General features: G+C 68.8%; 23 protein-coding genes. 13 read left to right on the top strand and 10 right to left on the bottom strand.

The genetic code is table 11. The features are described 5' to 3' along the window. Positions 1-5 precede the first annotated feature (5 nt). A complete protein-coding gene (locus B7R22_RS13380) occupies positions 6-506 on the bottom strand; it encodes a gluconokinase (RefSeq protein WP_116412182.1) in 501 nt (166 codons plus the stop codon). A gap of 164 nt (positions 507-670) precedes the next feature. Continuing rightward, positions 671-1,321: an NADPH-dependent F420 reductase gene (locus B7R22_RS13375; RefSeq protein WP_116412181.1), complete on the bottom strand. Its 651-nt coding sequence runs from the start codon at positions 1,319-1,321 to the stop codon at positions 671-673. Between the two features lie 184 nt (positions 1,322-1,505). On the opposite strand from B7R22_RS13375, the gene B7R22_RS13370 reads away from it, so the two are divergent. Beyond that, positions 1,506-1,949 (top strand): GntR family transcriptional regulator, encoded by a 444-nt coding sequence (locus B7R22_RS13370; RefSeq protein WP_116412263.1) that lies wholly within the window; start codon positions 1,506-1,508, stop codon positions 1,947-1,949. Between the two features lie 276 nt (positions 1,950-2,225). Here B7R22_RS13370 and B7R22_RS13365 read toward each other — a convergent pair whose 3' ends face one another. Next, positions 2,226-2,777, bottom strand: coding sequence for a CGNR zinc finger domain-containing protein (locus B7R22_RS13365; RefSeq protein WP_253259072.1), 552 nt, complete (start codon positions 2,775-2,777; stop codon positions 2,226-2,228). Positions 2,778-2,848: 71 nt separating this feature from the next. Between B7R22_RS13365 and B7R22_RS13360 the strand changes: the two genes are divergently transcribed. Together B7R22_RS13360 and B7R22_RS13355 are read left to right on the top strand one after the other, a co-directional pair. Further along, positions 2,849-3,820: an EamA family transporter gene (locus B7R22_RS13360; protein ID WP_116412180.1), complete on the top strand. Its 972-nt coding sequence runs from the start codon at positions 2,849-2,851 to the stop codon at positions 3,818-3,820. 107 nt (positions 3,821-3,927) lie between these two features. Further along, complete coding sequence (locus B7R22_RS13355) at positions 3,928-4,617, top strand: enoyl-CoA hydratase-related protein (protein WP_116412179.1); 690 nt, start codon at positions 3,928-3,930, stop codon at positions 4,615-4,617. A 317-nt stretch (positions 4,618-4,934) separates the two neighbouring features. Here B7R22_RS13355 and B7R22_RS13350 read toward each other — a convergent pair whose 3' ends face one another. From B7R22_RS13350 to B7R22_RS13340, 3 genes are all read right to left on the bottom strand, one after another. Beyond that, positions 4,935-6,350: an alanine--tRNA ligase-related protein gene (locus tag B7R22_RS13350; protein WP_116412178.1), complete on the bottom strand. Its 1,416-nt coding sequence runs from the start codon at positions 6,348-6,350 to the stop codon at positions 4,935-4,937. A gap of 115 nt (positions 6,351-6,465) precedes the next feature. After that, positions 6,466-6,858 carry a PPOX class F420-dependent oxidoreductase gene (locus B7R22_RS13345; RefSeq protein ID WP_116412177.1) on the bottom strand — a complete coding sequence of 131 codons (393 nt, stop codon included), beginning with the start codon at positions 6,856-6,858 and terminating at the stop codon, positions 6,466-6,468. 77 nt (positions 6,859-6,935) lie between these two features. Then, on the bottom strand, positions 6,936-7,967 hold the full coding sequence (locus B7R22_RS13340) for an LLM class flavin-dependent oxidoreductase (protein WP_116412176.1): 1,032 nt from the start codon (positions 7,965-7,967) through the stop codon (positions 6,936-6,938). 93 nt (positions 7,968-8,060) lie between these two features. Between B7R22_RS13340 and B7R22_RS13335 the strand changes: the two genes are divergently transcribed. Then, entirely contained in the window at positions 8,061-9,071 is a 1,011-nt protein-coding gene (locus tag B7R22_RS13335; protein WP_116412175.1) for a 5'-3' exonuclease, read from the top strand. 80 nt (positions 9,072-9,151) lie between these two features. Here the strand turns inward: B7R22_RS13335 and B7R22_RS13330 are convergent, their stop codons facing one another. Both B7R22_RS13330 and B7R22_RS13325 read right to left on the bottom strand, forming a co-directional pair. Continuing rightward, the gene (locus tag B7R22_RS13330; RefSeq protein ID WP_116412174.1) at positions 9,152-11,422 is read right to left on the bottom strand and encodes a bifunctional metallophosphatase/5'-nucleotidase; all 2,271 of its coding nucleotides are present in this window, start codon (positions 11,420-11,422) and stop codon (positions 9,152-9,154) included. After that, positions 11,419-13,428, bottom strand: coding sequence for an ExeM/NucH family extracellular endonuclease (locus B7R22_RS13325; RefSeq protein ID WP_116412173.1), 2,010 nt, complete (start codon positions 13,426-13,428; stop codon positions 11,419-11,421). The genes B7R22_RS13330 and B7R22_RS13325 overlap by 4 nt, the downstream gene beginning before the upstream one ends. A 193-nt stretch (positions 13,429-13,621) precedes the next feature. Between B7R22_RS13325 and B7R22_RS13320 the strand changes: the two genes are divergently transcribed. The 4 genes from B7R22_RS13320 to B7R22_RS13305 all read left to right on the top strand — a co-directional run bounded on the left by B7R22_RS13320 (position 13,622) and on the right by B7R22_RS13305 (position 16,779). Continuing rightward, positions 13,622-14,557 carry a zinc-ribbon domain-containing protein gene (locus B7R22_RS13320; protein ID WP_116412261.1) on the top strand — a complete coding sequence of 312 codons (936 nt, stop codon included), beginning with the start codon at positions 13,622-13,624 and terminating at the stop codon, positions 14,555-14,557. 78 nt (positions 14,558-14,635) lie between these two features. Beyond that, positions 14,636-14,836, top strand: a complete 201-nt coding sequence (locus B7R22_RS13315; RefSeq protein ID WP_116412172.1) for a hypothetical protein — start codon at positions 14,636-14,638, stop codon at positions 14,834-14,836. Positions 14,837-14,885: 49 nt separating this feature from the next. After that, entirely contained in the window at positions 14,886-16,031 is a 1,146-nt protein-coding gene (locus B7R22_RS13310; RefSeq protein WP_116412171.1) for an NADH:flavin oxidoreductase, read from the top strand. 127 nt (positions 16,032-16,158) lie between these two features. After that, positions 16,159-16,779 (top strand): DUF1992 domain-containing protein, encoded by a 621-nt coding sequence (locus B7R22_RS13305; RefSeq protein WP_116412170.1) that lies wholly within the window; start codon positions 16,159-16,161, stop codon positions 16,777-16,779. Between the two features lie 39 nt (positions 16,780-16,818). On the opposite strand, the gene B7R22_RS13300 is transcribed toward B7R22_RS13305, so the two are convergent. Continuing rightward, positions 16,819-19,140 carry an FdhF/YdeP family oxidoreductase gene (locus tag B7R22_RS13300; protein WP_116412169.1) on the bottom strand — a complete coding sequence of 774 codons (2,322 nt, stop codon included), beginning with the start codon at positions 19,138-19,140 and terminating at the stop codon, positions 16,819-16,821. Continuing rightward, positions 19,137-20,066, bottom strand: coding sequence for a formate dehydrogenase accessory sulfurtransferase FdhD (fdhD, locus tag B7R22_RS13295; protein ID WP_116412260.1), 930 nt, complete (start codon positions 20,064-20,066; stop codon positions 19,137-19,139). The genes B7R22_RS13300 and fdhD overlap by 4 nt, the downstream gene beginning before the upstream one ends. Positions 20,067-20,156: 90 nt before the next feature. Between fdhD and mobA the strand changes: the two genes are divergently transcribed. The 5 genes from mobA (at position 20,157) to B7R22_RS13270 (ending at position 23,861) form a co-directional block, all read left to right on the top strand. Beyond that, a complete protein-coding gene (gene mobA, locus B7R22_RS13290; RefSeq protein WP_116412168.1) occupies positions 20,157-20,930 on the top strand; it encodes a molybdenum cofactor guanylyltransferase in 774 nt (257 codons plus the stop codon). A 73-nt stretch (positions 20,931-21,003) separates the two neighbouring features. Next, on the top strand, positions 21,004-21,405 hold the full coding sequence (locus tag B7R22_RS19255) for a DUF6457 domain-containing protein (RefSeq protein ID WP_216363453.1): 402 nt from the start codon (positions 21,004-21,006) through the stop codon (positions 21,403-21,405). Beyond that, a complete protein-coding gene (locus B7R22_RS18840) occupies positions 21,402-22,643 on the top strand; it encodes a molybdopterin molybdotransferase MoeA (RefSeq protein WP_172582379.1) in 1,242 nt (413 codons plus the stop codon). The genes B7R22_RS19255 and B7R22_RS18840 overlap by 4 nt, the downstream gene beginning before the upstream one ends. Before the next feature lie 107 nt (positions 22,644-22,750). Then, entirely contained in the window at positions 22,751-23,038 is a 288-nt protein-coding gene (locus B7R22_RS13275; RefSeq protein ID WP_116412167.1) for a hypothetical protein, read from the top strand. Positions 23,039-23,099: 61 nt separating this feature from the next. Next, a complete protein-coding gene (locus tag B7R22_RS13270; RefSeq protein WP_147305385.1) occupies positions 23,100-23,861 on the top strand; it encodes a hypothetical protein in 762 nt (253 codons plus the stop codon). Positions 23,862-23,946 lie beyond the last annotated feature (85 nt).

Raw genomic sequence — 23,946 nt, 5'->3', positions numbered from 1 at the left:
GGAGGTTATCGCGTCGCTGTGGCGGCCGCGACGGCCTGCGTCACGATGGTCGGCACGTCGGCGTCGATCGAGAGGCTGACGCCCCGTTCATCCGGGTCCAGAGGCTCGAAGGCCGCAAGCTGGGAATCCAGCAGGGCGGCCGACATGAAGTGGTTCGTGCGCGCGCCCAGACGGCTTTCGAGCAGTTCGCGTGACCCGGTGAGCGTGACGAAGAAGGTGTCGGGAGCGGCTTCCCTGATGGTGTCGCGGTAGTGGCGGCGGAGGGCGGAGCAGGCCATAACGAGGCCGTCGTTGCGGCTGCGCTGCAGTTCCGCCCCGATGCGCACGAGCCACGGTGCGCGATCCTCGTCGGTGAGCGGCGTGCCGCCAGCCATCTTGGAGACGTTCTCGGCCGAGTGCAGGGAGTCGGCGTCGGCGAACGGGATGCCGAGCTGCTCTGCGAGGGCGAGACCGATAGTCGACTTGCCGGCGCCCGACACGCCTGCGACCACGATGAGCGGCGTCATTCGGAGTCTCCCATGGGCTGAAACACTACCGGCTCGAGCCGGGCGGATGCCGCACGTTCCAGCTGCGTCTGCGCTCGGGTTCGTGCTGTGGAGCTATGCCGTCGCGCGGCTCCCGGGCACCCCGTCACCGGGGCACCCGCCAGTCGAAGCGTGATTCGGACGGATCAGGCCGTCGCGGTCGCGCGCACGCCCTTGGTCAGGTTCTCGACCAGCTCGTGCCTGTTCTGGCGAACCACGTAGGCGGGCTGGTCGCGCTCGACACGCCAGCTCTCCGAGAGCGGGCCGACGTTCACGGTGTCGAAGCCGAGCTCGTCGTAGAGGTTCGTCACCAGCTCGGCGGCCTCCTCGAAGTCGCTCGCGGTCGCAAGCGCGCGGCGGTTCTCGGTGCCGGCGGGGGCACCGTCGGTGGTGATGTCATCCGACTTGATGTGATTGAAGCCCTTGGCGACCTTGCTCTCGACGAGATGGCGCTGCAGTATGCCCGACACGGTGTCGAGACCGTTGTCAAGGGCGGCGATGTGGCCGTCGCGTTCGAAGTAGTAATTGTTCGTGTTGATCACGATCTTGCCGACGAGCGGTGCGACGGGCACGGCCTCGTAGGCCTTCAGCGGCACCGTCACGACGGCGAAGTCGCCGGCCTCGGCGGCCTCCTCTGCGGTGGCGGCGCGCGCCTTCGGGCCGAGGTCTGCTACGAGGTCTGCGAGTGTCTCCGGACCGCGCGAGTTGCTGATCACGATGTCGGAGCCCGCCGCGATCGCCGCGCGTGCGACCTGGCTGCCGATGTGTCCTGCTCCGATGATTCCGATTGTTGTCATGTGAGAAGTAACAGCGCGGGGCGGCGTGGCTATTCCCGCCCATCCCGCAGCTTCGATCGGTCGAAGGGAAGCACACTGCTCGAAGGCGCGGTCTTTGGGACAGTTTGCGTCCTCTGCTCCGTAGTTTGCGGGGTGCCTGCGGAGGGTGCCGTGCCGGCCCGGGGCGGTGCGGTACCGTGTTGGCATGGCAGAGTCGGGCGGGCCTACGGGCGCAGAGTCGGGTGGGCAGTCGGGTGCGCGATCGGGTGCGCAGGGGGTCGGGCGGAGCCGGTTCGCGGTGCGCCTCGATGCGTCCGGCTCGGAGCCGCCGTTCGAGCAGGTGCGACGACAGGTCGCTGAAGCTGTGCAGTCGGGCATCCTGGTTCCCGGATCCAAGCTCCCCACGGTGCGCGCCCTCGCCGACGAGCTCGGGGTGGCCGTGAACACCGTGGCGAAGAGTTACCGCGAACTCGAGGTGGACGGCATCATCGAGACCCGTGGCCGCAGCGGATCCTTCGTGGCCGCATCGGGCGACCCGCGGATGCGCGAGGGCCACGCGGCGGCCCTCGCCTTCGTCGGGCGGGCGCGGCACCTCGGCTTCGACGCCGACGAGGTGCTCGACCTCGTACGGAGCGCGCTCCGCGCCTGAGCCCGCGGGTCACCCGCGGACCCGCGCCGCGCTCCGCGCGTTACCGCCCCAAGTTCGCGGTCACCCGCGCATCCGCACCGCACTCCCCGCACCGTGTCAACCCGCCAACCCGCACCGCGTGAGCGCTCCCGCCCTCGGCCCTGACCCGCAGAGCGCCCGAATCGACGTCGAGGGACCCACGTCGGTCCGGGTCACGTCGAAGGGACCCATTTCGTCCTGGGCCACCGGGGGTGGAACGATATGGGGCCCTTCGCTGCGCAGCCGCGGGGCGGGGCGCTACGACTCGGCGGCCCGCCCGCGGAACGCCACCATGTTCATGCGGTTGCCGCAGCGCACGCTGCAGAACCGCTTCGAACCGTTCCGCGACAGGTCGAGCAGCAGCCCGTCGCAGTCGTCGGCAGCGCACGCCCGCAGCCGCCCGTTCTCGTCCGAGCGGATCACGTCGACGAGAGCCAGCGCGACCTCCACCCGGATGCGCTCGGCCAGGGGTGCCTCGGGGTCCGTGGCGTGCAGGTGCCAGTCGAGCGTGTCGTGCCGCACGAGCTGGGGGAGTGCGCGCGCGTCGGAGAGCATCGCGTTCACCTCTCCGACCGCGTCGGTGCGGGCGAGCATCCAGACCCGGCGGAGCCTGGCGCGTGTGGCGCGCACCTCCGCGAGTTCGAGGTCGTCGAGGTCGATGCGGCCGGAGTACTGCCAGAAGGTCAGGATGGCGCCGAGTTCGGGAGGTGTTGCGAGCTCGTCGAGGCCGCTTTTCGTGGCGCCGACGACCGTGTTCATGAGGTCGACAGCGAAGCTCAGAGTGTCTTCGGTGTCAGGGGCAAAATGCAATTTGACTCCTTACTGTGGACGATACTACCGTCAAGACCAGGGTGTGAGCGAGAAGAGCGGTGAGGAAGAGCATGGCGAAGACGTCGATGTCGAAGGGGCTCGCTGTCGCGATCCTGGCCGCAGCCACATTCGGGGCGTCCGGAGCGTTCATCAAACCGCTGCTCGAGGCCGGGTGGAGCCCCGCCGCCGCCGTCACCGTCCGTGCCCTGATCGGCGGATTCGTCTTGCTCCCCTTCGCGCTCCTCTCGCTCCGGGGCCGCTGGTCGGCACTCTGGCGGGGCCGCTGGCGGGTGCTCGCGATGGCGCTGGTGGGTGTCGCCGGCACCCAGCTGGTCTACTTTGCGGCCATCCAGCGCATTCCGGTCGGCACGGGCATCCTGATCGAGTACATGGCGCCCCTGTTACTGGTGGCGAGCGTCTGGGCGATCACCCGCCGTCGACCCAAGGTCGTCGTTCTGGTCGGCTCGGTGATCGCGCTGGTGGGTCTCGTGCTCGTGGTCTCGCCGGGCGGCGGCGGGTCGATGGATGCCCTGGGGCTCATCTTCGCCCTCATCGCCATGGTCGGCTGCGCCCTCTACTACGTGATCGCCGCGCGACCCGCCGACGGCCTGCCCGCAGTGGCGCTCGCCGGATTCGGGCTGCTCCTCGGCGGAATGGTGCTCGGAGCGGTCGGGCTCACCGGCGTCGTGCCGTTCACGGCGACCTTCGGCCAGGTCGGTCTGCTCGGCGGCGAAGCGCCCTGGTGGATCCCGTTGCTCATCGTCGGTGTCATCAGCACCGCGATCGCCTACGCGGCGAGCATCGCGGCGAGTGGGATGCTCGGCTCCCGCCTGGCGTCCTTCGTCGGGTTGCTCGAGGTCGTTGCCGCCACGTTCTACGCCTGGCTCCTGCTCGGCGAAGCACTCTCGGTGGGACAGCTGATCGGCGGGGCGCTCATCCTCGTCGGAATCGGATTCGTGCGCTCAGAGAAGCAGACGGCGGAACCGCTGGCGCCCGGCGCCTCCGACCCGCAGTTCGACGCCGAGCAGTTCGCCAAGGCGTAACGGGCGGGGCCGCGGCCTGCGGCGGCGCGAGCGCCGAGCCGGGCATCCGCGAGCCGAAGGCAGCCGGTACGGTTGCATCACGGACACCGTCGACCAGGGGGAGTGCAATGAAGCTCGAACGCATCGGCGAGGTGTTCGTCATCCGCCTCGACGAGACCGAGAACCGGTTCAATCCGGGTTGGGTGGGTGACTACCTCAGGCTGCTCGATGAGGCGGAGTCCGCGTCGGGTCCCGCCGCGCTCGTCACTGCGGGCACCGGCAAGTTCTTCTCCAACGGACTCGACCTCGACTGGATCACCACACACCGCGCTGGAGCGGCCGCACTCCTCGGGGACGTGCTCGAGCTTTTCGCCCGCGCTCTCGAGTCGAGCCTGCCGACTGTCGCCGCGATCCAAGGCCATTGCTATGCGGCCGGCGCGATGCTCGCGATCGCCCACGACTACCGCATCATGCGGGAGGATCGCGGTTTCCTGTGCTTCCCCGAGATCCACATCCGGGTGCCGTTCACGCCGGGCATGGCCGACCTCGTTGCGGGGAAGCTCACCCCGCAGGCCGCCCGTGACGCGATGCTGTTCGGAACGCGGTACACGGCTCCGGATGCCCTCCGAGCCGGCATCGTCGACGAGGTCGCCGCGGCTGACGCCGTCGCCGACCGCGCCATCGCGCTGGCCGCCTCGCTCGTGGGCAAGGACGCGGCCACCCTCCGCGCGATCAAGCGGGCCGTGCACGCCCGCGCCCTCGACTCGCTGCGGAACGACCCCGCGAACACGGCTCTCGGCGGCCTGTTCGCGGACTGACGCGGCTGCGCTGCGCTCGTCCGGATAGGCACGGGATCGCTCATCCGGGAGGAGCTCAGCCCAACCGATGCGAATACGGCGGAGGATTGCCCCACCTCCTCCCGGATGGGATGGCGGTGCTGGCAGCCCAGACGAAACCGTGTCCGATCGGGAGGAGCTGAGGTGATGTTCGGCGTTATTCGCGCGACCCTTGCTCAGCTCCTCCCGTTCGCAACGCCGGGTGGCACGCGGGTCACGCGGGCGTCGCACAGCGGCGACGCGCGCTACGTGAGGCGCGAGTTACGCGGAGCGCAACGCGAAGCGGCGAGGGGCGGAGCCTACGCGGGGTCGGCCGCGCCGAGGTGCGAAGCGCTCCGCGAACGCTCCTGTTGCACGCGGAGCGCCGCGTCATAGCCGGCCGACCAGTCCTCCTCGACGGGGATGCCGAGACGCTCGGCCTCCTCGATGCTGAGTTCCCGCGGAAAACCGTTGGTGTCAGAGAGCCGGAAGATGTCTTCGCCCGTCAGGGTGCGCCCGGAGAAGCCTCCGATCATCCGGAGACCCGCCTCGAGGGTGCGCCGGAACGACTTCTCCTCCCGAAGCAACACCGCCACGATCTCCTCGCGCGACGTTCGGATCTCGGGGTAGTCGTTCTCGTAGAGGTCGGCGATCTGGCCGACCACGCCCTCGAAGAACGTGTCGCGCAGATTGATCGAGTACGCGGTGCGGATGGCGCGCCTCAGCAGCCGGCGCATCACGTAACCCTGCTCCTTGTTGGAGGGCCGCACGCCGTCGACCGCGAGGAACACGGCACCCCGCAGGTGGTCGGCGATGATGCGGAACGGCTTCGGATCGGCCTCGTACGAGGCGCCCGACAATCCCTCGAGCGTCTGCACGATCGGCCACAGCAGGCTGATGCGGTACACGTCGGGTGTGTCCAAAGCTGCGGCGGCGATGCGCTCGAGACCTCCGCCGAAGTCGACGTTGCGCTGGTCGAGCGGGGTGAACGAGCCGTCCTGCTCGCGGCGGTACTGCATGAAGACCTGGTTACCGATCTCCATGAACTGGCCGCTGTCGCTCGCCGGGTGCGCCTTGCCGAAGCACGCGTCGTGATGGTCGGGGCCGAAATCGTAGAAGACCTCGCTGTCGGGCCCGCAGGGGTCGCCGAGCGGGGTGCCGAGCAGGCTCCCGCCGCGGCTCCACCAATTCTCGCCGGAGTCGTAGAAGAAGATCTTCTCGCCGGGTTCGACCCCACGGGCATCCCCGTCGGCCTGGCTGCCCACGACGGCGATGCCCGCTTCGATGCCGTGCTCGGCGAAGACGGCCTGCCAGATCGCCGCGGCCTCGTCGTCGCGCGGGATGCCGTACTTCTCGTCTCCGATGAAGCAGCTCACCGCGAGCTTCATCGGGTCGAGGCCGACGACATCCACCAGAAAGGTGAAGAACGCGCGGATCTGGTGCTCTTTGAAGTAGTCGCCGAGGCTCCAGTTGCCGAGCATCTCGAAGAACGTGGTGTGGCGGTTGTCGCCGACCTCCTCGATGTCCTGCGCGCGGAGGCACGGCTGGCTGTCGGTCAGCCGGATCCCGTCGGGGTGGTGCTCGCCGAGCAGGTACGGCAGGAGCGCCTGCATGCCGCTGCCGGTGAAGAGCGTGCTGCCGTCGCCCCGCGGCACGAGGTTCGCGCGCGCGATCTGCACGTGCCCGCGGTCACGCTGGTAGGCCAGGTAGGCGTTGCGGATGTCGTGTGCGTCCAAGGGGTCCCCCGTGATGTGGTCGAGATTCGCTGCAGGATGCTCGCGCCGAGCGTGGGCGGCTGTGTTCGTGCTCGGTCGTGGCTGGTGCTGGGTGGTGGCCGTGCTGGGTGGTGGGCTACTGCTGGGTCGTGCGGTCGATGCTCATCACGAGGATGACGCGGTCGGCCGAGTCGGGCGGCGGAGTCTGCTCGGGGTTGCCATACCGTTTGCCGAGCACGACGTAGAACGCACCCGTCGGGTCGGGGACGACCTCGGACAACCGGCCACGCACCTCCAGGTAGCGGAAGGGGTTCTGCGGGTCGATGACCGCGAGGCTCATTGATGGGTTCTGCATGAGGTTGCGGTACTTCGCGCGTTTCGTGGTGTGGGTGAAGCGCAGCGTCTCGCCGTCGAACAAGAACCACATCGGGTTCACCTGCACGGTGTTGTCGGGGCGGACGGTTCCGAGCGCGCCATAGTTGGGGTCTTCGAGCAACCGGACGTAGTCCGCGGGGATCTCAGCTGTCATTGGCCCAGCCTGCCAGAAGCGCCAGACACTGTCACGGGCCGGGGCGCACGCCTGGCCTCCGGCACCGGGCGCCGGCGTCAGACGCCGGCGGGAGCCCAGCCGAGCAGCGGTGCCAACCGCGTAGCGATGTCGGTGAGGATCTGCACGTAGTCCTCGTGCTCGAACGAGAACGGCAGGGCGAACACCACCTCGTCGACAGCCTGGAACCCGGCATGCGCCTGGAGGGCATCCGCGATCTCTGCCGAACTGCCGACGATGTCGGGGGCGAACAGCAAGCGGCCGGGGCCCTGGGGGGTGAGGGTGCGTTCGAAACGGCCGTCGGCGTACGCGCGGTACTTCGCGACCTGCTCGGGGCTGGCGCTGTCGGTCGGGATGACGACGAGCCCCTGGGAGGCGCGCGCCGCGTCACCAAGCGGATGCTTCGAGCGGAACAGGTCGATCTGTGCCCGTTGGATGCGGGCGAAGTCGTTGTCCTCCTCGGCTCGCACCACGCTGCTCGACAGTAGGTTGAGCGCGTGCTCACCGGCCCAGGCCGCCGACGAGAGCCCGGCCGCGCCGTACCAGATGCGTTCGGCAAGACCCGCTGCGAACGGCTGGATGCGCCCAGAGTAGGCTTCGATGCCCTCGGTTCCGGTGAAGGTGCTCACCGATTCGCCGCGGAGGTTCGCCAGCAGACGCTCTGCCCGCTCGTGACCGAAGTTCTCGTCCTGCCATGAATCCGGGTACAGGTGCTCCCTGATGGCTTCGAAGTGGGTCGGCGCTCCCACGCTGATTCCCGGATTCAGTCGCCCACGGCTGAGCACATCCACCGTCGCAAGGTCTTCCGCCAGCCGGAACGGGTTTTCGAATCCGAGCGGGATCACCGCGGTGCCCAGCTCGATGCGGCTCGTTCGCTGTGTCGCGGCGGCAAGCACGGCTATGGGTGACGAGATGCCGAACTGCAGGTGCCGATCCCGCAGCCACGCGCTGTCGAAGCCGAGCTGTTCGCCCAGTTCGATGATCTGGAGGGTGCTCTCGTGGCCGCCGAGCGGATCGTGCTCGTCGAAGAACCCGATGGTGAGGAAGCCGAGCTTCACGAGCGGGCGCGTTCTGCTGCTGGTGTCGGTCATGGGCTCCTTCTGGGTGCGGTTCAAGCCTAAACCGATGCGCTGGGCCTGATACGCGAGCGGGCGCGCGGTGGCTCGGCGTGGGATGATCGGCTCATGACTGGGCGACTGATGCTCCTCGACACCGCTTCGCTCTACTTCCGCGCCTTCCACGGCGTGCCGGACACGGTTCGGGCGCCCGACGGATCCCCGGTCAACGCCGTGCGTGGCCTGCTCGACATGGTCGCCAAGCTGGTGGCGGACTTCTCGCCCACCGATATCGTCGCCTGCTGGGACGATGCGTGGCGGCCTTCGTGGCGGGTGCGCCTGATTCCGTCGTACAAACAGCACCGCGTTGCGCAGGAGGTTGCCGGGGGAGTCGACGTCGAGGAGGTCCCCGAGCTCCTGACGCAGCAGATTCCTCTGATCAGGGAGGTTCTCACGGCCTTCGGCATCCCGATCGTCGGGGCGACCGACCACGAGGCCGACGACGTGATCGGCACTCTCGCGACCCGGGCGACGGGCCCGGTCGACGTCGTCACCGGTGATCGCGATCTCTTCCAGCTGGTGGATGATCGCGCCCAGGTCCGCGTCATCTACACGGCGCGCGGAATGAGCCGCCTCGAACTCGTCACCGATGAGGTGATCGTGTCGAAGTACGGGATCTCGCCCCGTCAGTATGTCGACTTCGCCGTCATGCGGGGAGACGCCTCGGATGGACTGCCCGGCGTCGCCGGCATCGGGGAGAAGACCGCCGCGACCCTGCTCGCGGAACACGGCGACCTCGCGGGCATCGTCGCGGCGGCGGCCGATCCCGCTGCCCCATTGTCAGCGTCGGTGCGGGCGCGACTCGCCGCGGCGAGCGACTACCTCGCGGTGGCACCTCGAGTGGTCGAGGTCGTGCGGGACCTGGATCTCGACCCTGACACCGCTTCAGGCTCGGACCCCGCCTCCGACCACGCCTCCGCACTCGACGCTCATCTCGTCTCCCAGGAGCCAGGCCGCCACTCGTCGAGCATCGGGGTCCTCACGCCCGAACAGCTCTCGACCATCGACGCTTTCTCAACGAAGTGGGGGCTCGGCGGCTCGTCTGACCGTGCGCTCCGGGCGCTCAACCGCCCAGCCTGAGAAGTCGCTGCCCGCTGGGCCGCCGCCCCCCACCCGGGCCGCAGCCTCCACCCGGGCCGCCGCAGCCCTCCGGCCGGCCGTCACAGACGTCCGCGCGCCGCGACGGTGACCGACGCCCACCCGATCAGCGAACCGTCGCCCGCGTAGACGGCAACGGGATGCACGCCGGGGCTGTAGCCCGCAGGGATCCGAACTCCCACACGGCCACCCGCGACGACTCCTGTCGTGAGAGGCATCTGCGGTGCGTAGCCGACGACGCTGACGGTGCGACCCTCGTGCCCCGCGACCTGCACCTGCACCGTGGTTCCCGCCGCTGCCGCAGCCGGAGTGATGCTCACCGCGCCGAAGTTCTGAGCGTTCCCGTCCGTCAGCGCGGAAGCGGCCAGCGGGGCGACTGCCCGCACAGTGATGGGCACGTCGATCGACGTTCTGGTCGCAGGCACCCGCACGGTCAGCACGGCGCCTCCTGCCTCACCGTCGCCCGGAAGAGTCGCGGTGACGGTGGCGCGACCCACCTCGTCGGTCGTGTCCACCACGGCGGGGTCGATGGCTGACCGGCCGATGACCTCTCCACGGTAAAGGACTTCGACGCTGCCGGCGGGAGCCTCCCCGCCGCTGAAGAGCAGCGAGGACAGCGCCATCGTGACGGTGTCGCCCGGGGCGAAACCACCCATAGCACTGGCGCCCAAGTGCACGCCGACAGCGCGTTGTGCGAGATCGGGGCTCACCGCTGGGTGTTTCGTGAAGGAACCGATCATCGAATCCAGGTCGATCCTGCCAGTGTCGGAACGATTCGTGCCGCCCGTGAAGGACGTGAAGTTGTCACCGCCGTCGGCGAGGTACTTGTTGGCCACCACCCGGTAGGTCGTCGTCGCGCTGAGAGCCGCACCGTTGAGCGTCATTCGGAGCACACGGGAGCCCTTCGGGGCGGTCGGGTCGTAGAGGTACTGGAAGCCCCGCGACACTCCGAGCTTGAGGAACGGTCGTCCGCCCCCGGTGGGCTGCCACTGCTGCTCCAGCACGGCCTTCAGCTGGGCGCCCGTCAGGTCGAGAGCGATGAGGGTGCTCGCGAAGGGCTGCACAGCGTTCGCCTCGCTGTAGGTCACATTGCCGTCCGGATCCTTGGCGGAGCTCGAAGCGTAGGTGAGGTTGACCCGCAGTCCGCCGGGGTTCATCAGCGCGATCTGGGTGCCGATGTCTGCCGTCGCCTCGAGCTGCGCATCGGCCACGAAGTTGCCGAGCGTGGATTCGCCACCCCGGTTGTCGCTTCCGTCGGACTGCCTCGCCTTGTTCAGGTCGGCGGTGATGGTGCCGACCGTGACGGAGCCGGGCACCGAGGCGTAGGCCTCGGCCGCCGAGACGATCCCCGCGACAGCCGGGTCGGGAGTGAACCGTGGTGTCTTGTTGGGATTGGTGAGGGGCACCAGCTCTGCAGTCATCGCCTGCGGCCGGTGCGTCGCACCGTCGACCACCACGGACAGGTGGCCGATCGTCTCGCCGTATTCCCCGGCCTGTATCACGGGACGATCAAGCCCGGCCGGCCACCCTGGAACCGGAATCGTGTGGGTGTAACTCTGGTGCGTGTGCCCCGACACGATGGCATCGACGTTCGCGTCGGCGCCTGAGACGATGCGGCCGAAGGTCGACGTGTCCGTCGACGAACCCACACCGGAGGTGGCCGCTCCCTCGTGCACGAGCAGAACGACCACGTCGGCCTCTCCATTGGCAGCGTCGCCATCGGAGAGCCGGTCGGCCACAGCGTTCACCTCCGGAACAATGCTCCTCACCTCGAGCCCCGGTAGAGATCCTGCGCTGACCAGGGTCGGCAGCTGCTCTGTCACCGCGCCGATGAAGCCCACTCTCACACCGTCGATCACGGAGATCGAGAACTGGTCGTAGGCCGGTCTGCCGGTGGCTGTGTCGTAAAGGTTGGCTGCGAGGTACGGGAAGGCGGCGGCGGTGCGCACGCGCCCATCGATGTCGGCCCGACCCCGGTCGAATTCGTGGTTGCCCAGCGCAGACGCAGCGAGTCCCATCGCGTTGAGAGCATCGAGCGTCGGCTTGTCCTGCTGGATGAACGAGGTGAACGTCGAAGCGCCGATGTTGTCTCCGGCTGAGATCAGTCGCGTGTCGGGATTCAGAGCCGTGTAGTGGTTCACGGCCCCCGCCAGAACCGCGGCCCCGGCGATGACGCCCTCGGCGGAGAGCCTGCCATGGAAGTCGTTGATGCTCAGCAGGTCGATGGTGACGCTCGATGCGGCCGAGGCGCTGGTTGCCGTGAAGGCACCCAGCCCGGCCGCGCTGGTGAGGCCGAGCGTTGCAGCGAGCGTGAGGACGAGGGCGCGTTTCATCGTGATTCTCCAGCCGGGGGGTTCGGAATGGTGGGTGGCGTGTGCTGCGGCAGAGCGAGACCGACGACGAGCGGGTCGTGATCGGATGACCGGAACGGGTCTTTCGGATTCACGAAGGTCGAAACGTTCGCATTGGCGGCCGAGTACTGGCGCACCGGCGCTTCGACCGAGTTGATGTTCCAGATGTCCGTTCCGGTGACCAGGGCCTGTGCCTCGGCGGAGGCGAAGATGTGGTCGATCGATCCTGACTCCCCGGAGAAGCTGTAGGAGGCCTTGCCAGTGCCGGCCCCGAGATCGGCGAACCCGGCCGCCATGATCGCGAGCACCGGATCCTCGTGAGACAGCGCGTTGAAGTCGCCGACGAGGAAGACGCGGTCGGTGCCGCTCGCTCTGCTCACCGTCTTCGTGAAGTCGAGCAGCGCGAGTGCCTGCCTGGTGCGGTCGCCGTTGAAGGCGCCCTGGCCGGTGTCGACGTTGTCGCCCTTCGCCTCTGAACCCGACTTCGACTTGAAATGGTTGGAGACCACCAGGAACGTCTCCTCGGCGGTCGCGTACACCGGCCGGAAGGCCTGCGCGTCGGGTTCCCTCGCGTTGTCGAAGGGAGCCGATCCGATCAGGATCGACGTCGGGCCCACCGGTTCCGCCACCGAGGACCGATAGACGAATCCCGTTCGGATCAGGTCTTCGTCTGCGAGGGCTGGAACCGCGGCAGGGGAGGGCACGAAGCGCCAGTCAGCGCGACGATCGGCCGCGTTCAGGGCATCGACGAGTACCCCGAGCGCATGGTCGCGGGGCATCCCGAGCTTCGCAGAGTTCTCGATCTCCTCCAGCGACACGATGTCGGCACCCAACGCCAGGATCGCACTCACGATCTTCGACTGCTGCTGCAGGAAGTGGGCGCGGGTCGCCGCGCCCCTCACTCCGCAGCCCGGGGCGTCGCTGTTGTTCACGGTGACGGGACTGCCCGCGCGGTCGGAGAAGTACGTGCATCCGGAGCGTTCGTCGCCTGTGGTCGGAAAGAAGTTCAGCACGTTGAACGTGCCCAGTCGGATGCTGCCTCCCACGTCTGTGGGCGCCGCTGTGCGAGTGGAGCCGAACCGGGCGGGAGAAGCGGTGGCTTCGTTCGCGCCGGTCACCTCGGTCGTGGGCTGGAACCGCCAGGCGCTGTTGCGGTAGTCGAGCACGACCGGGTGGGTGAAGGTGACGGGTGCGCCGACACGAACGGGGCCGGAGAGATAGGGGAGAGGTTTCGCTGAACCGGCCGCAGAAGTGAACGAGGTGGTCGCCCCGTCATCGAGCCAGACGGCCCTGGCCCTGTTGTTCGAGACGGTGGCCGCGTACTCCGCGCTGCCGACGGCAGCGACACTCGCCGGCGCGGCCAGGGGAACGGTGCCGGCGGCGAGCTCGATCTGCCCGTACTGGGCCGAGGACTGCAGGCCGGTGACCGTGAAGTCGCCAGCAGGCTGGATGAGCATCCCTTCAAGGGATTCCCGATCGCTGTCTGTGGCCGGGTACTTCGTCGCTGCGGGTAGGGGCGGAGTCACGCCCGTCGGGTCGAGCGGAACTATCGCGCCGGCGGTGGGCGGCGACAGCTGGGTGAGACCGCCGAACTCCGAGACGAGGCCCGACACCTGGAGATAGTCGCCGATCCGTGCGGAGAGGGGTGTGCCGGCCAGGTAGACGAAAATGCCGTCGGAGGCGCGATGCGTGCGCGGGTCGACGACGCCTCCCGTGCCCGCCGACTGGAGGAAATACCCGTTCAGCCCGCCGGTGGCATAGGCGGCGGTCACGAAACCGGTCGTGGTGACGGAGCTGCCGACGAACGGGCTGGACGCGGACGTTCCCTGGATGGTCGCGATCGAAACGGACGCCGCCTCTGCCCGCGGCATCGGGGACACGAGGTTCACGGCGGTGAGCGTGGCGAGCGCCACGGTCGCGACGGCAACCTTGTTGGAAAGCTTCAGGCGGAGGCCCGCGGGCCGCTTCTGGTGTGGATCGTGAGGCATTGCGACCCCTTTCGGGAGGATCATCGGCTGGGTGGACTCGGCCCTCCGACGCGACGTCGCAGGCCCCCGGCCGAATGACTCCCACAGGAATCAACACCTGAAATTACCTCATTAAATACGGATTGCGACAAGAGCCTCGCAGAACTTCTTGCCGATCTGGTCTGCTGTCGGAGGTTCGGTTTACGATCTGGCCGTGGCAGAGAACATCGAGGCATGGTGGGCGAGGCGCCAGCGCTCGAAAGAGCGCGACGTGCCCTATGAGATCGGGGCGTACCGCACTGAATGGGAGCGCTACCCCGTGCTCGTGCGCCAGTACCACCCCGACCTGAACCGCAACATCACGCTGACGCAGATCCCGCCCGCCGCCGAGGTGTACCTCACCTGGCAGTGCGACGCCGGACACGTGTTCGTGGCGACACCCGACGAGCAGCGCCACAGACCGGGCGGGGTTCGCCGCAGGTCATCGTGGTGTCCCGACTGCCTGGCGCTCGCGGCGCCGAAGCGGATCGTGAATCGTCAACTCCCGGTCGACCAGCAGGCGGCTCCGGATGCCCGGAGAGTCGGTCCGCGCTCTGCCGTCGGCGGCGTCCCACCTCCCCGCCCGACCAGCACCCCGCCGACCAGCACCCCGCCGACCCACACTTCGCGGACCCACTCTCCACCGACGCGCACCACCCTGGCGGCCCACCCAGCGGGTGAGGCGTTCCACAGCGGGCGGGCCCCACGACCGGCATCCGCCGCCGAGGGCGATCTGCGCAGCCGGCTCGCCGAACGGCTCGACATCGACCTCCGCGCAGCGAACGCGGTGCAGGTGCGGAGGCCGTTCTTCGCGCACAGGGAGGTGTGGCCCGACATCGTTCTGGTAGAGCTGAAGGTCGCCATCGAGTACGACACGATCGGAAAGTTCGGGCTCGAACATGTGGGCACCCGCGAGGCCACGGACCGCCGCAAGGACCGGCTGCTTCGCGAAGCCGGCTGGGAGGTCATCCGGGTGCGCTGCGGCAAGCTCCGGCCGCTCGGCGGGTTCGACCTCGTGGCCGGCGGGGTGACGGCCCCGCTGATCGAGCGCATCCTCGAGCGTCTGCGGGAGATCCGGGGGGACCTCATCGTGAACGCCTACCTGCGCTGACCTGTGTCGTCGCCTGTCGCCGCTGGTCGCCGCCGAGGCGGGCGACTGCGGGTCGGCGCGGGGCGTACAGTCGAACGGATGACCGACTCTCCCACTCCGTACGCGTTGCTCCTGCGCGGAACCAACACTGCCGACCATGGGGTACAGGTCGCTCTGCCGATCGGTGCAGACGGTGAGCCCGAGCGCATCCTCCGGTATCAGGGCGAGGCCTGGGAGCTGCTCACGCAGTCCGTCACACGGGGTGGCTTTTTCGAGTACGGCAACCCGCGAACACTCTGAACGGCGGGTACACGGGAATCATCCCCGGCCGCAACCGGTTCGAGCGACTATGACTTCTGCGAACACCACCACCGAACCCGGCATGGGCACGCTCCTCGAGGGCGCGGATCCGGCCCCTCTCTTCACCCCGTTCACCGCGGGTGAGCTCAGCCTGTCGAACCGCCTCGTGATGGCGCCGATGACCCGAGCCTTCTCACCGAACGGCGTGCCCGGGCTTGACGTTCGCGACTACTACGCGCGGAGGGCCTCGCACCTCGGACTCATTGTCACCGAGGGAACCTACGTCGATCATCCGTCGGCCGGATCGAGCGACCGCATCCCGACCTTCTACGGCGACGAGGCGCTCGCGGGCTGGAAGAGCGTGGTCGATGCCGTGCACGCTGAGGGCGGACGCATCTTCCCGCAGCTCTGGCACCTCGGCGTCACCAGATCCGAGGGCGCGGCGCCGCATCCCGATGCCCCCGTGATCAGCCCGTCCGGGCTACGGGCCAATGGCACTCCGAAGGGCGACGCGGCGACCACGAAGGACATCGATGACATCATCGCTGCCTTCGTGCAGGGCGCTCTGGATGCCCAGCGCATCGGTTTCGACGGCATCGAGCTGCACGGAGCGCACGGGTACCTGCTCGACCAGTTCCTCTGGGAGGCCACGAACCGTCGCGGCGACCGTTTCGGCGGATCCACCGGCAACCGCGCCCAGCTCGCGGCGGAGATCGTCGCGGCGATCCGCTCCGAGGTGGGACCTGAGTATCCGATCGACTTCCGGTTCTCGCAGTGGAAGGGCAACGCGTACGACGCCCGCATCGCGTCGACGCCGTCGGAACTCGAGCAGATCCTGACGCCCCTCGTCGACGCCGGGGTGTCGATCCTGCACGCCTCGACCCGTCGCTACTGGCTGCCGGAATTCGAAGATTCTACGCGCACACTTGCGGGGTGGACCAAGCACCTCACCGGGCTGCCGACCATCGCCCTCGGCTCGGTCGGCGTGTCGGCGCCGTTCCTCGCCGGGGAAGACGAGCAGCAGCCGTCGCTGAGCATCGCGCCGCTCCTCGAGTTGTTCGAGCAGGGTGAGTTCGACATGGTGGCGCTCGGACGTTCGGTGCTCGCTGACCCGGAGTTCACCGAGAAGCTCCGCACGGGTCGGGCCGACGAAATCAGGCAGTACCAGAAGAACGACGAGGCGACGCTGTACTGATTGCCCTCATCGGTTAGAGGGTTGCACGCCCCGTTCGCCTGGGCCTCCGGATGCGCGGCTTTCGCCGAACGCGAAACCCATGCGTCGGGGGTCGACGGTGTCGGCGGCAAAACCTAGGCTTGGCGACATGAGTGGAAGCAGGAAGCGAAGCGATTCGCGCCTGAACGTGGCCCGCTTCCAGGTGGACGGCTCGCTGCAGGGAGACGGCAAGGCCGAAGCCGGCAAGGCGGAGGCGGAGGACGACACCGCCCTCGCCGGGCAGCGATCGATGGAGGCCCGGGCGCAGTACGTCGAGATCTCGATCCAGCAGGCGATGCGCCGGGGCGAGTTCGACAATCTGCCGGGCTCCGGCAAGCCGCTTCGCAACCTCCACGATGCCTACGATCCCAACTGGTGGATCAAGCAGAAGATCGAACGCGAGAACATCACGGGTCTCGGACCGCCCGCACTGACGCTCCGGAGTGAGAGTGCGGGTCTCGACGAGAAGGTGGATGCCGCACCCTCCGAGAAGCGCGTTCGCGAGTTGCTCGACGACTTCAATGCCCGGGTCGTCGAGGCGCGCCGCCAGCTGAAGGGCGGCCCACCGGTCGTCACGGCGACGCGGGACGTCGAAGCCGAGATCGAGCGCTGGCGCGAGCGGCGTGACGCACGGTTCGTCGCCTATGAGCAGCAGCGCGCAGCCGATGAGGCCGCCTACCGGTCACTGCCGTGGCGCGAGCGTCGTCGCGCACGCCGCCCCGGTGCGTAGCGCTCGCCCGCCTTCCGCCCGGCCCGACCGGGACAGGTCTCAGCCCACAGCGGCGGACGAGCCGACGGGCGCCTTAACCTTCTCGAGCCGCACCACGATCGCCTTCGAGACCGGCGTGTTGCTTTCGAGGGCGGCGCTCGCCAGGGGGATGAGCACGTTCGCCTCGGGGAAGTAGGCCGCCGCACAACCCTTCGCCGTGGGGTACGAGACCACACGGTAGCCGCGCAGTTCCCGGTCGGGTTCATCCTTCCACTCGCTGAAGATGTCGACCGTGTCGCCGTCGGCCAGCCCGAGTTCACGGATGTCGTCGGGGTTCACGAACACGACGTTCCGGCCCTTCTTGATTCCGCGGTAGCGGTCGTTCAGGCTGTAGATGGTCGTGTTGAACTGGTCATGCGAGCGCATCGTCTGGAGGATCAGTCGCCCCGCCGGCCGCTCCAGCGGCTCGAGGTGATTCACCGTCAGCATCGCCTTGCCCGTGGCGGTGTTGAACGTACGTGAGTCGCGCGGGCCGTTCGGCAGGACGAACCCACCCTTTCGGCGCACGTCGGCGTTGAAGTTCTCGAACCCCGGTACCACCCGCGAGATGGATTCCCTGATGGTGTCGTAGTTGTTCTCGAACCCCTCCCAGTCGACGGGACCGTCGTCGCCGAGAACGGCGCGCGCCAATCGAGTGACGATGGACACCTCGGAGAGCAACGTGGGGGCGACGGGCGGAACGGCGCCGTGCGTGGCGTGAACGGCGCACACGGTGTCTTCGACCGAGAGGAACTGCGGCCCGGCCTTCTGCAGGTCGACCTCTGTGCGACCGAGCGTCGGCAGAATGAGTGCTTCGCGGCCGATGACGGCGTGCGAGCGGTTGAGCTTCGTCGAGACCTGCACGGTCATCTCCGTGCCACGCATCGCCGCTTCCGCTGCGGCGGTGTCGGAGATCGCGGCGACGAGGTTTCCGCCGAGGCCGAACCAGAACTTGATCTCGCCGCGCTGCATCGCCTCGATGCCCTTCAGCGAGTCGACGCCGTGCGCACGGGGCGACCGGATGCCGAACTCTGTGTCGAGCGCGTCGAGGAAGGTCTCGGGCATCTGCTCCCAGATGCCCATCGTGCGGTCGCCCTGCACATTGCTGTGGCCACGGATGGGCGACGCTCCCGCCCCCTGGCGCCCGATGTTGCCGCGCAGCAGCAGGAGGTTCACGACCTCCCGGAGGGTGTCCACCGACTTGCGGTGCTGTGTCAGCCCCATCGCCCAGGTGATGATCGTTCTCTCCGAGGCGATGTACCGGTCGGCGAGCTCGTCGATCTCGGCGCTGGTCAGCCCGGTAGCTTCGAGCACGGTGTCTTCGTCGAGGTCTGCGAGATGCTCCCGAAGGGCCTCCAGACCCTGGGTGTACGTCTGCAGGAACCCGTGGTCGAGAACCGTGCCCGGGTTTCGGTCCTCGGCCTCCAGGACCCGCTTCGATAGCGCCTGCAGCAGAGCCATGTCGCCCCCCAGCCGGATCTGCACGAACTGGTCGGCGATCGCCGTTCCCCGCCCGAGCAGGCCGCGCGCCGTCTGCGGATTCTTGTACCGCAGCAGCCCGGCTTCGGGCAGCGGGTTCACGGCCACGATCTTCGCGCCCTGCTTCTTCGCATCTTCGAGAGCCGTGAGCATGCGCGGATGATTGGTGCCGGGGTTCTGGCCCATGATGATGATGAGGTCGGTGTTCTCGAAGTCGTCGTAGGCGATGGTCGACTTGCCGACGCCGATCGTCTCGCCGAGGGCCGTTCCGGTGGACTCGTGACACATGTTCGAGCAGTCCGGCAGGTTGTTCGTACCGAAGGCGCGCACGAAGAGCTGGTAGACGAAGGCCGTCTCGTTCGCAGCTCGCCCCGATGTGTAGAAGGCGGCCTCGTCGGGGGAGGCGAGCCCCTTCAGCTTGTCGGCAATCAGGCTGAACGCCTTCTGCCAGCTCACCGGCTCGTAGTGGTCATTGCCCGCAGGCTTGTAGACGGGTTCGACGAGGCGCCCCTGCATGCCGAGCCAGTATTCGCTCTTGGAGAGCAGGTCGGTCACCGAGTGCTCTGCCCAGAACGAGGTCGGAACCGTGACGGGCGTGGCCTCCCACGTGATGGCCCGCGCCCCGTTCTCACAGAACTCGGCCACCTTGCGGTGGTCGGGATCGGGCCACGCGCAACTCATGCAGTCGAAGCCGTCTTTCTGGTTGACCTTCGTGAGCAGCGTGAACGCCCGCCCCGGGCCCATCTCCACGAGGGCAGGCTCGCTGGCCGAGTAGATGGCGGGAAGGCCCACCGCCCACTTCTCAGGCGGATGCACCGTCATGTCGTCGTAGTCGGGGTCTTCGACGGGAGGCTTACGGCTCATCGGGCGATCACTTTCTGCTGCAGTTCGGGTTCGGCACGTTCATCCTGTGCCCTCGGTGCCAGCGCAGGGGCGCGCCCGGCGGAATCTGTGGAGAACCCGTCATCGACACGCTCTGTGCAGGAGTAGACGTTCATCGACGACCCGCGCAGGAATCCGACCAGCGTGATCCCCATCTCGACCGCCAGTTCGGCCGCGAGCGAAGATGGCGCCGACACGGCGGCCAGCATCGGGATCCCGGCCATCGACGCCTTCTGCACCAGTTCGAAACTGGCTCGCCCCGAGACCATCAGCACGGTGCCCGAGAGCGGGAGCCGATCGGCGGTGAGGGCCCAGCCGACCACCTTGTCGACGGCATTGTGCCGCCCCACATCCTCACGCAGCACGAGCAGCTCGCCCGATCGCCCGTCGAACAGCGCGGCAGCGTGCAGTCCGCCGGTCTTTTCGAAGACGTCCTGCTGAGAGCGCAGCACGTCGGGGAACGAGGCGAGCAGCTCCGACGAGACGACGAGCGGGTCGCCGGCCGCTTCGTGTCTCGAGAGGGTGCGTACGGCGTCGATGCTCGCCTTGCCGCAGAGCCCGCACGAGCTCGTCGTGAAGAAATTGCGTTCGAGGCTCGGATCCGGCGGTGCCACGCCTGCGGCCAGCACCAGGTCGAGCACGTTGTACGTGTTCAGCCCTTCCTCGGTGGCGCCCGCGCAGTATCTCGCCGATGCGAACTGGTCGCCCCGCCAGATGACGCCCTCAGAGACGAGAAAACCCGCGGCCAGATCGAAATCGTGGCCGGGAGTGCGCATCGTGATCGCGAGGGCGCGGCCGCCCACCCTGATCTCCAGCGGTTCCTCGGCAGCGAGAATGTCTTCGCGGGAGCGGCCCGGCTCGCCCACGGTCACGCGGGTCACACGGCGTCGAACGGTGATTCTGCCCATCATCCAGAGGTATCACCGAACCCGCTTCCGCACAATGCTGCGCGCACAGGCTGGGGATGTGCATCCGCTCACCCTCGTAGGCTGGACGGCATGATCTTTGACGCGATCGTGCTGGCCGGAGGGCGGAGCTCCCGCCTCGGCGGCGTGCCCAAGGCCCTGCTCGCGCTCGGAGAGGAGACCCTGGCCGGGCGGGCGCTCGATGCGGCTCTGGATGCCCGTCAGCGGGTCATCGTCGGCGATCGCGACGCACTGGCCGGGGCGCTCGGCGGCCGCGCGGTGCTGTTCGCGCGGGAGAACCCGCCCTTCGCGGGGCCGGCAGCGGCTGTCGCGGCCGGCCTGGATGCGCTGGCGCTCGTCCCGGCGGGCGGGTCCGCGCCAGCGCCGGCCGACTTCGTGCTGGTGCTCGCCTGCGACATGCCGCGGGTGACCGCGGCGGTCGTCGCGCTGCTGGCCGCTGCCGCCGCTGCCGCCGCTGCCGCCGCTGCCGCCGCTGCCGCGGCTGCCCCAGCCTCTGCCGCCGCTGCCGCCGCTGCCGCCGCTGCCGCGGCTGCCCCAGCCTCTGCCGCCGCTGCCGCCGCTGCCGCCGCTGCCGCGGCTGCCCCAGCCTCTGCCGCCCCTGCCCCCGCAGATGCCTTCGTCGCCCGCAGCCCCGACGGGCGGATGCAACCCCTCGCAGCCCTGTACAACTCCATCGCTCTGGCTTCGGCGGTCGGCTCTCATCGTGCCGCCGGCGACCTCGAGAACCTCTCGATCAGTTCTCTGTTCGCCGGCCTGGGCACGCAGCCTGTCGACGTCCCATCGGGTTCCACCGACGACATCGACACTGCGGCCGATGCCGAACGGTCGGGAATCCGACTACCGTGAACACCGAGCCGGTGCGCGGTGGATCCGGCGCGACCCGACGAACGACCTGACACCTGACCGACCTGGAGCACCCATGACCCGCACCGACGACGACGCCCAGCGCGAGACGCTCGAGGAGTGGAGCGCCGATCTCCGGGATGCCCTCCGTCTGGCCGGCCTCGACGTTCCCCTGGCCGTGGATGTCGCGGCCATCCTCTCGCTGGCCGGCGACGCCGCGCATGCGGTTCTCCGTCCCGCCGCGCCGCTGACCACCTTCATCGTGGGATTCGCGGCCGGGCGCGCGGCGGGAGGGGGCGCCGATCCCGCCATGGCTGTGGCGGAAGCCCTCGCCGCGACCCGCACCCTGCTCGCCGAACGCCAGGCCTACGAGGCAGATGCGACGGCCGACCCGGCCGAACCGGCGGCAGCGGCCGCAGCCCTCACCGACCCCATAGCCCCCAAGGCCCCCGCCGCGCCCCCCGTGCCCGCGCCGTGAGCGCGAAGCCGCCCACCCCGCACTCCCGCCCCGACTGGCAGACTGCCCGGAACATCGCCAACCGGGCGCCCGCCCGGCTCCCTGCGGCTGTCGTTCCGCTCGCCGATGCCGCCGCTCGCATCCTCGCCAACGACGTCGCCGCGCTCGCCGACGTTCCGCATTACGCCTCATCGGCGATGGACGGGTGGGCGGTCTCAGGCGACGGCCCGTGGATGCTCGTGCCCGCCCGCCCCAGACCGGTGGCGGATTCTGCCGCTGAACCCGATCCATCGTCCGCCCAGTTCACGGCGACCGTGCTTGCCCACGGCACGGCCGCGCTCATCGTCACCGGCGGGCTGGTTCCCGCCGGTGCCGACCGCGTGGTGCCGAGTGAACGCGGAACGGTCGACGTCGGCCTGCTCGCCGAGCAGAGCGGCCCGGTCGGACGCGACCACATCCGTGCAGCGGGCGAGGAAGCGCGGCAGGGGGACATCGTGCTCCACCGGGGGCTCCGGCTGAACCCGGCCCACATCGCGGTCGCGGCGTCGTGCGGACATGATGAACTGCCGGTGCGCGCGCGCCCGAGGGTGGCACTCGTGCTCACCGGTGACGAGGTGCAGTTGACGGGCATTCCGCAGCCCGGTTTTGTTCGTGACAGTTTCGGCGTGACGCTCCCATCTCTCATCGGATCTCTCGGCGGCGAGGTCGTGTCGCTGCTGCGTTCTCGTGATTCGCTCGCCGATCTGCTGGGTGCGCTGCGGGACTCCCAGCGCGGTGCACCCACCCCGGATCTCATCGTCACCACGGGCGGTACGGGAGCGTCCGGTGTCGACCACCTGCACGAGGCCCTCCGTGGACTCGGTGCCGAACTCCTGGTCGATCGGGTCGCCATGCGCCCGGGCGGGCCGTCGCTGGTGGCACGCCTGCCGAACGGATGCCTGCTGCTCGGTCTGCCCGGCAACCCCCTCGCAGCCATGGTCGCGCTGGTTGTCCTCGGGCATCCGCTCCTCGCAGGGTGTGCAGGCGAACCGCTGCCGCCGGTCTCGACGGTCGTGACCCGCGATGCCCTCGAAGGTCGCGCTGGCGCTGTTCTGCTGAGCCCGTACCGCCTCATCGACGGTCAGGCCGTGCTGAACGCCTTCACGGGCTCGGCGATGATGCGCGGCCTCGCGGACGCAGACGGCCTGCTGGTGTGCCCCGCCGAGGGCGCCCCTGCGGGCGCGACCCTCGATGCCCTCCCTGCCCCCTGGAACGCCTGATCCGCCTCACGGGCAGCCCGCTGCATCGCCGCGCGTCCACGCCACCCACAGTCGAGCGGGAATGACAAGGGCTGCCGGTGGGCGGCCGTGGATGCTCGACTGGAACAATGACGGTGGCGGCGGAGATCTGGCGGGTGGAGCTCCGTCGGCGTTCGCTCGAGGGCTGGAAGCGCACCGGGTGGGGGTCGAGGGCTGTGGTCTCCGCGTTCGTCGGGCGAGCATCCGGAGCAGCCGACCTCATCTTCTTCAGCGTCGACGACACGAGGGTCGTGCATCTGGTGCCGGCCGGGGATGAGGAGCGTTCCGAACGGTTGCTCGCTGCCGCGCGCCGGGACCTGCTCGAACTTCCCACCGGCGAGTTCGCCCAGCAGTGGGGCTTTCCGCCCGGCATCTGAACGGCACCCGAAGCGGCACCCGAACCTGTGTGAGAATCAGCGGGATGAGGGAGTGTGGGGAATGAGCAGAATACTTCGTGCGGAAACACTGAAACCCGATGTGCGCCGGTGGACGGGCATCTCCGCGATTGCGGTCGCGGCCCTGATGGCGGCCGAGTTCGTGACGCAGGTGACGACGGTCGGCACGCGCCCGGAACTCTACCAGGAGGATGCCCTCGCCGAGTTCATGACGGCAGCGGCGAATCCCACGCTGTTCGTGATCTTCCTCGACACGTTCCTGATGGCGGCGTTGATCGTGTTCCTCGCGAGCTTCCGCCAGTTGATCACGCACACCCGGCACGACATGCAGTGGGTGGCCGACCTCGGTTACGGCGCGGGCCTGGTGTTCGTGGCGATCACCCTGGTGGGCGATGCGATGGATGCCGGAGCCGCGCTCGACACCGTGAAGCAGCCGGCCAGTGGAACGGTCATCCGCGCCCTCACCGAGGGCCACATCGTGATGTTCGGATCGATCGGCTGTGTGCTGACGGCGCTGGTCGTCGCGGCGGCCGGCTACGTGACGTTCGCCTCGGATGTGCTGCCGCGCTGGACGGGCTGGCTCGCGTTCGCGGTCGCCGCCTCCAACCTGGTCACGGTGCCGACGATGTTCAGCGGCACCAGCGCGACCGATCTGTTCTCCGCCGGTGGCGGCGGAGTGACCGCCCTCGCGACGTTCCCGTTCCTGGCCTGGGTTGCCATCGTGGGGATCGTGACGATCCGCGGCCAGCGGCACCACGCGGCCAAGCGCACCGCGGCAGCCGTCGGCATCGCCTTCGTGAAGTAGGTCGCGTCTGACGCCCCGTCGACCTTCCCGTCTGCAGAGAGACCCGGAGATCTCGGGGCGCAGACGGGAAGGTCGGCAGCGGGAG

Source organism: Subtercola boreus (genome assembly GCF_003399635.1).
Classification (GTDB): domain Bacteria; phylum Actinomycetota; class Actinomycetes; order Actinomycetales; family Microbacteriaceae; genus Subtercola; species Subtercola boreus_B.
The sequence above is the reverse complement of the archived record's forward strand: the minus strand, read 5'-3'. Positions and strand labels throughout refer to the sequence as shown.

Bases quoted from the DNA above. Each gene is read 5' to 3' on its own strand.
- B7R22_RS13380 (WP_116412182.1), bottom strand. From the start codon at position 506: ATGACGCCGCTCATCGTGGTCGCAGGCGTGTCGGGCGCCGGCAAGTCG.
- B7R22_RS13375 (WP_116412181.1), bottom strand. From the start codon at position 1,321: ATGACAACAATCGGAATCATCGGAGCAGGACACATCGGCAGCCAGGTC.
- B7R22_RS13370 (WP_116412263.1), top strand. From the start codon at position 1,506: ATGGCAGAGTCGGGCGGGCCTACGGGCGCAGAGTCGGGTGGGCAGTCG.
- B7R22_RS13360 (WP_116412180.1), top strand. From the start codon at position 2,849: ATGGCGAAGACGTCGATGTCGAAGGGGCTCGCTGTCGCGATCCTGGCC.
- B7R22_RS13355 (WP_116412179.1), top strand. From the start codon at position 3,928: ATGAAGCTCGAACGCATCGGCGAGGTGTTCGTCATCCGCCTCGACGAG.
- B7R22_RS13345 (WP_116412177.1), bottom strand. From the start codon at position 6,858: ATGACAGCTGAGATCCCCGCGGACTACGTCCGGTTGCTCGAAGACCCC.
- B7R22_RS13340 (WP_116412176.1), bottom strand. From the start codon at position 7,967: ATGACCGACACCAGCAGCAGAACGCGCCCGCTCGTGAAGCTCGGCTTC.
- B7R22_RS13335 (WP_116412175.1), top strand. From the start codon at position 8,061: ATGACTGGGCGACTGATGCTCCTCGACACCGCTTCGCTCTACTTCCGC.
- B7R22_RS13330 (WP_116412174.1), bottom strand. From the start codon at position 11,422: ATGAAACGCGCCCTCGTCCTCACGCTCGCTGCAACGCTCGGCCTCACC.
- B7R22_RS13325 (WP_116412173.1), bottom strand. From the start codon at position 13,428: ATGCCTCACGATCCACACCAGAAGCGGCCCGCGGGCCTCCGCCTGAAG.
- B7R22_RS13315 (WP_116412172.1), top strand. From the start codon at position 14,636: ATGACCGACTCTCCCACTCCGTACGCGTTGCTCCTGCGCGGAACCAAC.
- B7R22_RS13310 (WP_116412171.1), top strand. From the start codon at position 14,886: ATGACTTCTGCGAACACCACCACCGAACCCGGCATGGGCACGCTCCTC.
- B7R22_RS13305 (WP_116412170.1), top strand. From the start codon at position 16,159: ATGAGTGGAAGCAGGAAGCGAAGCGATTCGCGCCTGAACGTGGCCCGC.
- B7R22_RS13300 (WP_116412169.1), bottom strand. From the start codon at position 19,140: ATGAGCCGTAAGCCTCCCGTCGAAGACCCCGACTACGACGACATGACG.
- fdhD (WP_116412260.1), bottom strand. From the start codon at position 20,066: ATGGGCAGAATCACCGTTCGACGCCGTGTGACCCGCGTGACCGTGGGC.
- mobA (WP_116412168.1), top strand. From the start codon at position 20,157: ATGATCTTTGACGCGATCGTGCTGGCCGGAGGGCGGAGCTCCCGCCTC.
- B7R22_RS19255 (WP_216363453.1), top strand. From the start codon at position 21,004: ATGACCCGCACCGACGACGACGCCCAGCGCGAGACGCTCGAGGAGTGG.
- B7R22_RS13275 (WP_116412167.1), top strand. From the start codon at position 22,751: ATGACGGTGGCGGCGGAGATCTGGCGGGTGGAGCTCCGTCGGCGTTCG.
- B7R22_RS13270 (WP_147305385.1), top strand. From the start codon at position 23,100: ATGAGCAGAATACTTCGTGCGGAAACACTGAAACCCGATGTGCGCCGG.